Consider the following 12,512-nt stretch of genomic DNA (forward strand, 5'->3'; position numbering starts at 1 on the left):
CGGGCCTTCGGCGACGTCCGATCGGCCGATCGGTGCGAAACGAGTGCCCGATGCCGGGCGGCGCCGCGGCCTGCCGACCGCCGCGTTCGCGCCCGAGCGGGTTGCCGGACGGTAGCGAGCCGAGCGCACACTCGGCCCGGGCCGGGCACCCTCGCGGTCGCGGCAGACCCTCGCGCGGCCGTATGCCGGGCGGCTGCCGACCGCGACGCCAGTGAGATGTCTCACTGCGCTTCGTGGCGTGGCGCGACCCGTTCCGGGCGGCTGTTTGTTGTCGGTGGGTCGTCCTAGGCTGGGCGCATGGCTTTCGCATCCGAGCTTCCCGCCGAGGGGACCACACCGCTGGCGCATTCGGAGTTCCGGCCCATCGGCGAGATCGAGCGGGCCGACGGCCGGTTCGAGGTGGTCAGCGAGCATCGCCCCGCCGGCGACCAGCCGACCGCCATCGAGGAACTGGAGCGTCGCCTCACCGGCGGCGAACGGGATGTGGTGCTGCTGGGCGCCACCGGCACCGGCAAGTCGGCGACGGCGGCGTGGCTGATCGAGCGCCTGCAGCGCCCCACCCTCATGATGGCGCCGAACAAGACGCTGGCCGCGCAGCTGGCCAACGAGCTACGGGAGATGCTGCCCCACAACGCGGTCGAGTACTTCGTCTCGTACTACGACTACTACCAGCCCGAGGCGTACATCGCGCAGACCGATACCTATATCGAGAAGGACAGCTCCATCAACGACGATGTCGAGCGCCTGCGCCACTCCGCCACCCAGAGCCTGCTGTCCCGCCGCGACGTGGTGGTGGTCGCGTCGGTGTCGTGCATCTACGGCCTCGGTACGCCACAGTCCTATCTGGACCGGTCGGTCATGCTCGAGGTCGGCGGCGAGGTCGACCGCGACCGGCTGCTGCGGCTGCTGGTCGACATCCAGTACACGCGCAACGATATGGCCTTCACCCGCGGCAGCTTCCGGGTCCGCGGCGACACCGTCGAGATCATCCCGTCCTACGAGGAACTCGCGGTCCGCATCGAATTCTTCGGCGACGAGATCGAGGCGCTGTACTACCTGCACCCGCTCACCGGCGACGTGGTGCGCCAGGTCGAGCGGCTGCGCATCTTCCCGGCCACCCACTACATCGCCGGGCCGGAGCGCATGGAACGCGCGGTCCGCGACATCGAGGTCGAACTCGACGAGCGGCTGGCCGAGCTGGAACGCCACGGCAAGCTGCTCGAGGCGCAGCGGCTGCGCATGCGCACCCAGTACGACCTCGAGATGATCCGCCAGGTCGGGTTCTGCTCGGGCATCGAGAACTACTCGCGCCACATCGACGGCCGCCCGGCTGGGTCCGCCCCGGCCACCCTGCTCGACTACTTCCCCGAGGACTTCCTGCTCATCATCGACGAGTCACACGTGACCGTCCCGCAGATCGGCGGCATGTACGAGGGCGACATGTCGCGCAAGCGCAACCTCGTCGAATACGGCTTCCGGCTGCCGTCGGCCGTCGACAACCGGCCGCTCACCTGGGAGGAGTTCGCCGAGCGCATCGGCCAGACCGTGTACCTGTCGGCCACCCCCGGCCCGTACGAACTGGGGCAGACCGGCGGCGAATTCGTCGAGCAGGTCATCCGCCCCACCGGCCTGGTCGACCCGCACGTGGTGGTCAAGCCGACCAAGGGCCAGATCGACGACCTGGTGCACGAAATCCGGCTGCGCACCGAGCGCGACGAGCGCGTGCTGGTCACCACCCTCACCAAGAAGATGGCCGAGGACCTCACCGACTACCTGCTCGGCCTCGGCGTGCGGGTGCGGTACCTGCACTCCGAGATCGACACGCTCCGGCGCGTCGAACTGCTCCGCCAGCTCCGCCTCGGCGACTACGACGTGCTGGTCGGCATCAACCTGCTGCGCGAGGGTCTCGACCTGCCCGAGGTGTCGCTGGTCGCCATCCTCGACGCCGACAAGGAGGGCTTCCTCCGCAGCGCCACCAGCCTCATCCAGACCATCGGCCGCGCGGCCCGCAACGTGTCCGGCGAGGTGCACATGTACGCCGACAAGATCACCGACTCGATGCGCCAGGCCATCGACGAGACCGAGCGCCGCCGCGCCAAACAGATCGCCTACAACGAGGCCAACGGCATCGACCCGACACCGTTGCGCAAGAAGATCGCCGACATTCTCGACCAGGTGTATCGGGAGGCCGACGAGACCGAGGTCGAGATCGGCGGCTCGGGCCGCAACGCCAGCCGCGGCCGCCGCGCCCAGGGCGAGCCGGGGCGCGCGGTGAGCGCGGGCGTCTACGAGGGCCGCGACATCGCGAACATGCCGCGCGCCGAACTCGCCGACCTGGTCAAGGAATTGACCGACCAGATGATGAACGCCGCCCGCGAGCTCCAGTTCGAGCTGGCGGGCCGGCTGCGCGACGAGATCGCCGACCTGAAGAAGGAACTGCGGGGCATGGACGCGGCCGGTCTGAAATGAGTTGCGCCGCAGGCGCTTCGGCACGACCGGCCGGTCCGTCCGGCGGCTCAGCCCTGGGCTCGCATCCATTCGTTCACCCGGCGCTCGCCCTCCTCGCGGGACACGTCCTCCACCCGGGTCATGCAGACCCAGCGGTGCCCGAACGGGTCCATGACCACGCCGAAGCGGTCGCCGGTCACGAAGGTCTGCGGCTCCACGACGCGCTTGGCGCCGTGCTCACGGCCGAGCTTCACCACGGCGTCGACGTCGGGGCAGTAGTGCACGATGCTGGTGTGCACCCAGTCCTCGGCCGGTGCGCGCACCCCTTCCGCCGGAATCGGCATGCCGACCTGGATGGTCGAATCGCCGATCTTCAACTCGGCGTGCGCGGGCTGTCCGTCGGGAAGGTCGTTGCGGCTCAACACCTCCGCGCCGAAGACGGCCCGGTAGAACTCGATGGCGCGATTGCCGTCGGGAACGGCCAGGAAACAGTTGATCGAGTGATAGCCCTCGGGGATCGGATTCACGGTGTTCGTCATGGTTCCTACTCTCGTCCGCGCGCCCGCGAAGATCTTGTAAGAACGCGACAGCGCCCCGATCCCGGGAAGACGCCTCGTGCTCGCCGTTGAGAACGCGGGGCACGAGCCGGGAAATCATGCGGACCCGTTATTGAAAAACAGTGCGCCGGAAATGATTCCGGTGCCGCCGCCGGAGGTGTCCAAGGGCATTCTGCGCCCGCGCGAGCAGGAGCGGCACCGCACCCTGGCCCGGCTCCCGGCCGGGCCGGAGACCTCCCGGTTCCTCGAGTGGTACTGGTCGGTCTCGTGGGATCTGCGCGGGCAGCCCGACTACACGGCCGAGGTGCTGCCGTACCCGAGCGTGAACGTCACCTTCGAATCCACCCGCACCCGCAGCGGTGGCTGGGTGAACGGGGTCTGCACCGTCAAATACCTGCGCGAATTGTCCGGGGTGGGGGAGACGTTCGCGGCCAAGTTCCGGCCCGGCGGCTTCGGCGCGTTCACCGGATTGGACATCGGTTCCTTCCGCGATACCGCCGTCGAACTCACAGAGGTGCTGCCCGCCGCCGCGGGCCTGACCGAGCGGGTGCTCGCCGCCACGACCCTGACCGAGCGGCGCGATCTGGTCGAGGACTTCTTCGCCGCCACGGCCCGCGCCGCGCCCGTCGACGAGGCGTACCGGCTGGTGCTGCGCATCATCGCCGCAATGGAGACCGATCGCGAGCTGACCCGGGTCGACCAGGTCACCGAGGGTTTCGGCGTGCCCGTCCGCACCCTGCAGCGGCTGTTCCGCCGCTACGTCGGGGCCGGGCCGAAGTGGGTGCTGCGCCGCTACCGCCTGCAGGACGGCGCCCATCTGCTCGCCGAGGGCCGCACCGCCGACCTGGCCGCCCTCGCCCTGGATCTCGGCTATTTCGATCAGGCGCACTTCTCCCGCGAGTTCGCCGCGGAGGTCGGCACGCCACCGCTGGAATACGCCCGCGCGACACGACCCGATCGAGAAGGAACATCCAGGCCCGGGTGGTAGTTAAATTCTGTATTACCAGCCTGGCAGGCTTGCTGCCGACAACTGACGGGAGTTGGCGATGGATGTCGTGGTATTGATCGGGCGAATCTTGTTCGCCGCGTTGTTCCTGGGTTCCGCGTTCGGGCATCTCACGCAGGCCGATACGATGGCCGGTTATGCGCAGAGCAAGGGTGTGCCCGCCGCCAAGGTGGCGGTGCTCGGCTCGGGTGTGCTGCTGTTGCTCGGAGGGCTGAGCGTGCTGCTCGGCATCTGGGCGGATCTCGGATCGCTGCTGTTGCTGATCTTCCTGGTGCCGACCGCGGTGCTCATGCACCCGTACTGGCACGAAACCGATCCGCAGGTCAAGCAGGGCGAGATGGTGAATTTCAACAAGGACATCGGGCTGGCGGGCGCGGCGCTCATGCTGTTCGCGTTCTTCGCCCACACCTGCGATCTGGGGCTGGCCGTCACCGGCCCGCTTTTCCATCTCGGCTGAGGTATCGACGGCGGCGGCGGGCATTTCGCAGCAATAGCCCGGATAATTCGGGCGAACTATCGGCAGCGATCCCGCCGAGGCCGTCGCCGGGCTATGTGACGAAAATCCCAGGGCCGCAATACCGTTCGGTCCGGAATCAATTATTGCCGGTGGCCCGGAGTGGGTCCGGAATCGGTGCTGGTAGCACGGGCCCTTTCCGGCATCCACCGGGCGAATGTGTGCTGCGCGGTACTCGGCACGGGAGTGTGATGTGTTGCGATTTCGGATATTTCCGACCCGCCAACGGTTATGGTCTAGCGCAGTTGCCGCGCGACACCGGATGCCCCGGGCGAAACGCGCGGGCATCCGACCACTTGTACGTTTGGAGGAGAGATGACCGCCTACCGGACCATTGTCGTCGGTACCGATGGCTCGGATTCGTCGTACGTCGCCGTCGAGAAGGCCGCGGCGCTGGCGGCGGACCCGGCCGCCACCCTGTACGTCGCCTGCGCGTACTACCCGACCGACGACCGCGACGTCGCCGCCGCGGCCGACGTCCTCAAGGACGAGGCATATCAGGTCCGCGGATCGGCGCCCACCAACGAGATCCTGCGCACCGCCCGCGACCGCGCCGTAGCCGCCGGCGCCAGCACTGTCGTCGAGCGCTCGGTGGTCGGCGAGCCGGTGGAATCCCTCCTGACCCTGGTCAAGGAACTCGACGCCGACCTGCTGGTCGTAGGCAACCGCGGCCTGAACACCCTGACCGGCCGCCTCCTCGGCTCCGTCCCCTCGGACGTAGCCCGCAAATCCGGCACCGACGTCCTCATCGTCCACACCGTCCGCAAGTAACCCCACCCCGAGCGGCCGCGCGATTCCCGCACGGCCGCTTCACCTTCCCCACTACCATCTCGGCGCGCGTGGTCCCTTGTCCCCGGCGTGCTTTCGGCCGGGGTCACTCCGCCTGTTTCAGGGCTCCCAGCACCTCCGGGAGTTCTCCGGCGTGCACCACGTGCAGGCGTTGGGTGGCGCGGGTGAGGGCCACGTAGAGGTCGTTGAGGCCGCGGGGGGACTCGTCGAGGATGTCCTGGGGCTCGACCAGGATTACCGCGTCGAATTCCAGGCCCTTGACCTCCGGTACGGTCAGCACGCTCACGGAATCGCTTGCCAGGGGGGCGAATTCGGGGATCAGCCGGTGTGGGGCCAGGACCACCGCGATGCCGGGGCGGTCGGCCTCCTCGGCCAGTAGTCGGCGCACCTGCTCGACCCGATCGGCGGGCTCGGTGCGCACCGCCAGTGGTGGGTGCCCGGATTCGCGAACCGATCGCGGTACCGAGACGCCCGGGTCGATGGCGGCCAGCACGTCCGCGGCCACCGCCATGATCTCCGCCGGAGTTCGGTAGTTCACGGTCAGCTCGGCGAGCTTCCATCGTTGTGCCACATAGGGTTCCAGCACCTGCCGCCAGGACGAGGCGCCCGCCGGATCGCCGGTCTGGGCGACGTCGCCGACGACGGTGACCCAGCGGTTCGGGATGCGGCGCATCACCATGCGCCACGCCATCTCCGACAACTCCTGCGCCTCGTCGATGATGACGTGCCCGTAGGTCCAGGTGCGGTCGCCGGCGGCGCGTTCGGCGGTGGTCTGGCTGCTGCGCACGTTCTGGCGCTCGGCCAGCTGGCTCGCGTCGATCAGGTCGTAGGCCATCAGGATCTCCGGGTCCAGGTCGTCCTCGAGATCCTGTGGCGCGGAACCGGTCAGGATGTCCAGCGCGTCCTGGGCCTCGGCCAGCTGGGCCCGCCAGCGGCGGCGGGAGCGCTCACGCTCCTCGGTGTCGTCGACGCCGAGCAGTTCGGCCAGCTCGTCCAGCAGCGGGGCGTCGGCGGCGGCGAATTCGCCACTGTCGGAACGGAACAGCTCCTTGCGGTCCTCCGGCGACAGGTGATCCGCCGCGCGGGCCAGCCGGTCCGGATCGGCCCACAGCCCGCCCAGCACCTCCTGCGGGGACAGGATCGGCCACAGCCGCGCGATGGCCCGCTGGATGTCGGCGTCGGCGCGCATCTCGTCCCGGATCTCGGTGAGATCGGCCTGGCTCAACAGATTTCGGCCGCCACCCGGGTCCTTGCCCAGGATCTGCGCCAGCTGATCGGTGAGCGCGTCCACCACCGAGGCGGCGAAGACGGGGCGGGCCAGGTTGTGCGGGCGGCGCGAGGAGCGGGCGCGGCCGCGGGCGCGAGTGGCGATCTTGCGGTCGAGGGTCAGCTCGTAGCCGTCGAAGGTGAGCCGCACCGGCTCGGCGGGCACCTGCTGCCGGTCGCGCACCGCCTTCTTCAGCACCTCGATCATGTCCGGCGAACCCTTCAGTTCACCCGCCCGCAGCGAATCCTCCAGCGTCGCTTGCACTCCCGGATACAGGTTGCCGATGGTGGACAGCAGCACACCGGTCTCGCCGAGCGAGGGCAGCACCTGACCGATGTAGTCCAGAAAGGTGCTGTTCGGCCCGATGATCAGCACACCGGCCTTGTCCAGCTGCTGGCGATAGGTGTACAGCAGGTACGCGGCGCGATGCAGCGCGACCGCGGTCTTGCCGGTACCCGGCCCACCCTGCACCACCAGCACGCTCTTGTGCTCGGAGCGGATGATCGAATCCTGCTCGCTCTGAATGGTTTCCACGATGTCGGTCATGTGGCCGGTGCGGGCGGCGTTGAGCGCGGTCAGCAGCGCGCTCTCGCTGCCGACCCCGGTGTCGTCGGCGTCGATCGCCCCGGCCTGCCGGGCGGCCTCCAGGTCCAGGTACTCGTCGGTGATCGTGGTGACGGCGCGGTTGCGCGAGCGGATGTGCCGACGCCGGGTCACGCCGTCCGGCTTGGCGGTGGTGGCCAGATAGAACGGGCGCGCCAGCGGGGCCCGCCAATCCAGCAGCAGGGTGGCGTAGTCGTCGTCCTCGTCGAGGATGCCGAGGCGGCCGATGTAGCGAGACTCGGCGGCCTCGTCCCCCTCGGCCAGGTCGATGCGGCCGAAGCACAGACCGTGTTCGGCGGCATCGTATTTGGTCAGATCCTCGGTATAGAGCTGGGTGAACGATTCGCGCTCGCTGCGGGCCTGCGGGGTGCCGCCGGTTTCCAGCAGTACGGTCTTCAAGCGGCGCTGGGCGTATTCGCGCATGGCGTCGAGGCGTTGGTACAGCAGCGTGAGGTACGCCTGCTCCCGTTCCAGTTCGGCTGCGCGGTCGATCGCCGGGCGATCCTCCGTGAGGCGGTCGGGCAAAACGAAACTCCTTGTCACCACTGCGCCGGGCGCGGGCCGCGGTCGAAGAAAACAGAGTTGTCGAGTCTAATGGGGGTTCGGCGCGCTCGCCGTAACCGCAGGTGGGGGCCCGGGCTCGGGTGGTGGCGGAGCATTGTGGGGTTCCTTCAGGAAGCGTGTGGGGTGTTCGGCCGTCGCACGGGTGGCTCGTCCTCGCCGCGGGGCGCCGGTTTCGCACGGTACATCGCCAGATCGGCGTCGTGCAGTACGGCTTCCGGTGTGCGCGGGTCGTTCGGGCGCAGCGGGGCGATTCCGACCGAGGCGTCGATGCGGATCCGGTGCCCGCGGGCGATGATCGGCTCGGCCATGGTCCGGCGCAGCCGCGACACCAGCGCGTCCAGTTCGACCGGCAGGGTGTGACCGGACAGCAGCACCAGGAACTCGTCGCCGCCGATGCGGCCGACCACGTCGTCGGTGCGCAGGCCGCGCTGCAGCCGCTGGGCCACGATCTGCAGCACGGTGTCGCCGATGGCGTGGCCGAGGGTGTCGTTGATGGCCTTGAAACCGTCCAGATCGATGAACAGCACCGCCGACACCGGCTGCTCCTCGCTGGTGCCGAGCGCCGCCGCCAGCCGGGACAGCACCAGCGAGCGATTGGCCAGCCCGGTCAGCGGATCGTGGGTCGCCTGGTACTCCAATTGCCTTCGGCTGGCGCGGAATTCGGTGACATCGTTGAACGAGGAGACCGCCGACGACGCGGGGTCGCCGGGGTTGAGCAGGCGGCTCGAGCCGGTCAGCCAGCGGCGCTGCCCGTCGGGACGGTCCACGCCGAACACGTAGCGGGTGACGGTCTCGCCCGTGGCCAGGGTGCGCGCGATCGGGTGCCGCGCCGGTGGCAGCGGCTCGCCGTTGCGGTCCAGCAGGGTCAGCGGCAGTTCGCCGATGGCGGTGCCGATCAGATCCAGGCCCTCGTGGCCGAAGATCCGCAGCGCCGCCGGATTGATCGATTCGATGCGCCCGTCCCGCCCGATCACCACCACCCCCTCCTCGAGCTGGGAGACCACCGACGTGAAGTGCTGCTCGGCCCGGCGCTGCGCGGCCTCGGCCCTCCGCTGCGCGGTCAGATCGTGAATGACCACCTGATAGGCGACCCGATCATGCCAGGCGGTGAGCACCGACACCGTCTCCACGTCGACCGGCTCGCCGTCGCAGCGAATCAGCGTCATCTCGGCCGGATCGGAGGCGGCGCCGGTGACCTTCAGTCCGCTGATGCGCTCGAGCATGGCGGGCACCGACGCCGGATCGACGAACCGCGTAACCGGCTGCCCGACGAGCCGATCGGGCCCGTCGGCCGCCAACAACCGGACCATGGCCGGATTGACGTAGACCACGATGCCGCGCTCGTGCACCACCAGGCCGTCCGGACTGCCCTCGACCAGGGTTCGATACCGCTGGGCGAGCAGCTCGGCATCGGCCGAGGCATCGGCCCAGTCGTTACCCACCTCCACCTCACGTACCTCCTGATCGTCGTTGACGTGCGCCGAAACGCACACCCGATCATTCTGGTGACGGCGTATACACGATCACGACGCCGACGGTATCGGATCGATCACAGTTCGGGCACTTCATCGGGCTCGGCACGGGGATCATTACCACCCGCGATGACCCCGGCATGACCACCCGCGATGACCCCGGCATGCTTTTCGCCGGGGTGTCGGACCCCTGAGCTAGGCTGCCTCGCATGGGGACCGACCATGGTCATGGGCCGGTGGTGGACTGGTTGTCGTGGGGGCGTCGGCTCTCGGGCGGCATCCGGCGGAACTTGTCGGTGGGTGGTCCTAGCATGGCCGACGGGGGTAAATCGGCACGTCGAACACTGATGGGAAGGGACGGCCTGTGGCGGATCGCCTGACGGTGCGTGGAGCGCGGGAGCACAACCTCAAGGGGGTCGATATCGACCTACCGCGCGACAGCCTCATCGTGTTCACCGGGCTGTCCGGGTCCGGTAAATCCAGTCTCGCCTTCGACACCATCTTCGCGGAGGGCCAGCGCCGCTACGTCGAGTCGCTGTCGGCGTACGCGCGCCAATTCCTCGGCCAGATGGACAAACCCGACGTCGACTTCATCGAGGGCCTGTCGCCCGCGGTCTCCATCGACCAGAAGTCCACCAACCGCAACCCGCGCTCGACCGTCGGCACCATCACCGAGGTCTACGACTATCTGCGCCTGCTGTACGCCCGCGCCGGCACCCCGCACTGCCCGGTCTGCGGCGAGCACATCGCCAAGCAGACCCCGCAGCAGATCGTCGACCAGGTGCTCGCCATGGAGGAGGGCACCAAGTTCCAGGTGCTGGCGCCCGTGGTGCGCACCCGCAAGGGCGAATTCGTCGACCTGTTCGACCAGTTGAACACCCAGGGCTATTCGCGCGTGCGGGTCGACGGCGTGGTGCACCCGCTCACCGAGCCGCCGAAGCTGAAGAAGCAGGAGAAGCACGACATCGAGGTGGTCGTCGACCGCCTCACCGTGAAGCCGAGTTCCAAACAGCGCCTGACCGATTCGATCGAGACCGCGCTGCGCCTGGCCGACGGCATCGTGGTACTCGACTTCGTCGACCGCGACGAGCACGCGCACGACCGCGAGCGCCGCTTCTCCGAGAAACTGGCCTGCCCCAACGCCCACCCGCTCGACATCGAAGACCTCGAGCCGCGCTCGTTCTCGTTCAACTCGCCCTACGGCGCCTGCCCGGACTGCACCGGCCTCGGCATCCGCAAGGAGGTCGACCCGGACCTGGTGGTGCCCGACCCGGAGCTGAGCCTGAACGAGGGCGCCATCGCGCCGTGGTCGCGCGGCCAGACCGCCGAATACTTCACCCGCCTGCTGCAGGGCCTGGCCGACTCGATCGGCTTCTCCATGGACACGGCGTGGAACAAGTTGCCGCTCAAGGCCCGCAAGGCGGTGCTGGAGGGCAGCTCCGATCAGGTGCACGTCTCCTACACCAACCGCTACGGGCGCAAGCGCTCCTACTACGCCGATTTCGAGGGCGTCATGCCCTTCCTGCAGCGGCGCCTGGAGAACACCGAGTCCGAGCAGATGAAGGAGCACTACGACGGGTACATGCGCGACATCCCGTGCCCGGTGTGCAACGGCGCGCGACTACGCCCGGAGATCCTGGCCGTCACGCTGAACGCGGAAGGCGGCCGCCGGTCCATCGCGGAGGTCTGTGAATTCTCCATCCGCGAATGCTCGAAATTCCTGCACTCGCTGGAACTGGGGGAGCGGGAGGCGGCGATCGCGGGCCAGGTGCTCAAGGAGATTCAGGCGCGGCTGGGCTTCCTGCTCGATGTCGGCCTGGAATATCTGAGCCTGTCGCGGGCGGCGGCCACGCTGTCCGGCGGTGAGGCGCAGCGCATCCGGCTCGCGACCCAGATCGGCTCGGGCCTGGTCGGTGTGCTCTACGTGCTGGACGAGCCGTCCATCGGCCTGCACCAGCGCGACAACCGCCGCCTCATCGAAACCCTCACCCGCCTGCGCGATCTCGGCAATACGCTGATCGTGGTCGAGCACGACGAGGACACCATCCACTCCTCGGACTGGGTGGTCGACATCGGCCCGCTCGCCGGTGAGCACGGCGGCCAGGTCGTCTACAGCGGCCCGTACAAGGGTCTGCTGGCCGACGCGAATTCCCTGACGGGCGCGTACCTTTCGGGTCGCGAGCGCATCGAGGTGCCGCTGGTGCGGCGGCCGGTGAACAAGAAGAAGCAGCTCACCGTCGTCGGCGCCAGCGAGCACAATCTGCGCGGCATCGACGTGAGTTTCCCGCTGGGCGTGCTGACCTCGGTCACCGGCGTGTCCGGCTCGGGCAAGTCCACCCTGGTGAACGACATCCTGGCCACCGTGCTGGCAAACCGGCTCAACGGCGCCCGGCAGGTGCCCGGCCGCCACACCCGCATCAACGGCCTCGACCATCTGGACAAGCTGGTGCAGGTCGACCAGTCGCCGATCGGCCGCACGCCGCGCTCGAACCCGGCCACCTACACCGGCGTGTTCGACAAGATCCGCACCCTGTTCGCCGCGACCACCGAGGCCAAGGTGCGCGGCTATCAGCCGGGCCGGTTCTCGTTCAATGTGAAAGGCGGCCGCTGCGAGGCGTGTTCGGGCGACGGCACGCTGAAGATCGAGATGAACTTCCTGCCCGACGTGTACGTCCCGTGCGAGGTGTGCCACGGCGCCCGCTACAACCGCGAGACGCTCGAGGTGCACTACAAGGGCAAGACCATCGCCGAGGTGCTGGACATGCCCATCGAGGAGGCCGCCGAATTCTTCGAGCCGGTCACCTCGATCCACCGCTACCTGAAGACGCTGGTCGATGTCGGGTTGGGGTATGTGCGGCTCGGCCAGAGCGCGCCGACGCTGTCCGGTGGTGAGGCGCAGCGCGTCAAACTCGCCGCCGAACTGCAGAAGCGGTCCACCGGCCGCACCGTCTACATCCTCGACGAGCCGACCACCGGCCTGCACTTCGAAGACATCCGCAAGCTGCTCGGCGTCATCAACGGCCTGGTCGACAAGGGCAATACGGTCATCGTCATCGAGCACAACCTGGACGTGATCAAGACCTCCGACTGGGTCATCGATATGGGTCCGGAGGGCGGCTCCGGCGGCGGCACGGTCATTGCCGAGGGCGCGCCGGAAGACATTGCGGCCGTGCCGGAAAGCTACACCGGCCAATTCCTGCGCGAGGTGCTGGCCGCACCGGCCGCCCCGAAGAAGGCGGCCGCCAAGAAGACCGCCACGCGCCGCAAGGCCGCCGCGGTCGGCTGACCACTC

Annotated in this window: 8 protein-coding genes; 5 read left to right on the forward strand and 3 right to left on the reverse strand. The window is 68.6% G+C overall.

Annotation, left to right across the window (positions count from 1 at the left end; all coding sequences use genetic code 11):
• Positions 1-297 precede the first annotated feature (297 nt).
• Positions 298-2,469 carry an excinuclease ABC subunit UvrB gene (uvrB, locus tag HPY32_RS09130; RefSeq protein ID WP_067591340.1) on the forward strand — a complete coding sequence of 724 codons (2,172 nt, stop codon included), beginning with the start codon at positions 298-300 and terminating at the stop codon, positions 2,467-2,469.
• A gap of 47 nt (positions 2,470-2,516) precedes the next feature.
• On the opposite strand, the gene HPY32_RS09135 is transcribed toward uvrB, so the two are convergent.
• On the reverse strand, positions 2,517-2,987 hold the full coding sequence (locus tag HPY32_RS09135; protein ID WP_067591337.1) for a VOC family protein: 471 nt from the start codon (positions 2,985-2,987) through the stop codon (positions 2,517-2,519).
• A gap of 151 nt (positions 2,988-3,138) precedes the next feature.
• Between HPY32_RS09135 and HPY32_RS09140 the strand changes: the two genes are divergently transcribed.
• The 3 genes from HPY32_RS09140 to HPY32_RS09150 all read left to right on the forward strand — a co-directional run bounded on the left by HPY32_RS09140 (position 3,139) and on the right by HPY32_RS09150 (position 5,296).
• Positions 3,139-3,993 carry a helix-turn-helix domain-containing protein gene (locus HPY32_RS09140; RefSeq protein WP_067591334.1) on the forward strand — a complete coding sequence of 285 codons (855 nt, stop codon included), beginning with the start codon at positions 3,139-3,141 and terminating at the stop codon, positions 3,991-3,993.
• A 58-nt stretch (positions 3,994-4,051) separates the two neighbouring features.
• Positions 4,052-4,468 (forward strand): DoxX family membrane protein, encoded by a 417-nt coding sequence (locus HPY32_RS09145; protein ID WP_067591331.1) that lies wholly within the window; start codon positions 4,052-4,054, stop codon positions 4,466-4,468.
• Between the two features lie 372 nt (positions 4,469-4,840).
• A complete protein-coding gene (locus HPY32_RS09150) occupies positions 4,841-5,296 on the forward strand; it encodes a universal stress protein (RefSeq protein WP_067591326.1) in 456 nt (151 codons plus the stop codon).
• A gap of 103 nt (positions 5,297-5,399) precedes the next feature.
• Here the strand turns inward: HPY32_RS09150 and HPY32_RS09155 are convergent, their stop codons facing one another.
• The gene (locus HPY32_RS09155) at positions 5,400-7,709 is read right to left on the reverse strand and encodes a HelD family protein (protein WP_067591323.1); all 2,310 of its coding nucleotides are present in this window, start codon (positions 7,707-7,709) and stop codon (positions 5,400-5,402) included.
• Between the two features lie 146 nt (positions 7,710-7,855).
• Positions 7,856-9,241 (reverse strand): diguanylate cyclase domain-containing protein, encoded by a 1,386-nt coding sequence (locus tag HPY32_RS09160; RefSeq protein ID WP_309247511.1) that lies wholly within the window; start codon positions 9,239-9,241, stop codon positions 7,856-7,858.
• A gap of 343 nt (positions 9,242-9,584) precedes the next feature.
• On the opposite strand from HPY32_RS09160, the gene uvrA reads away from it, so the two are divergent.
• Positions 9,585-12,506 carry an excinuclease ABC subunit UvrA gene (gene uvrA / locus HPY32_RS09165; RefSeq protein WP_067591319.1) on the forward strand — a complete coding sequence of 974 codons (2,922 nt, stop codon included), beginning with the start codon at positions 9,585-9,587 and terminating at the stop codon, positions 12,504-12,506.
• Positions 12,507-12,512: the final 6 nt, after the last annotated feature.

The sequence above is a fragment of the Nocardia terpenica genome (assembly GCF_013186535.1).
GTDB classification, from domain to species: Bacteria; Actinomycetota; Actinomycetes; order Mycobacteriales; family Mycobacteriaceae; genus Nocardia; species Nocardia terpenica.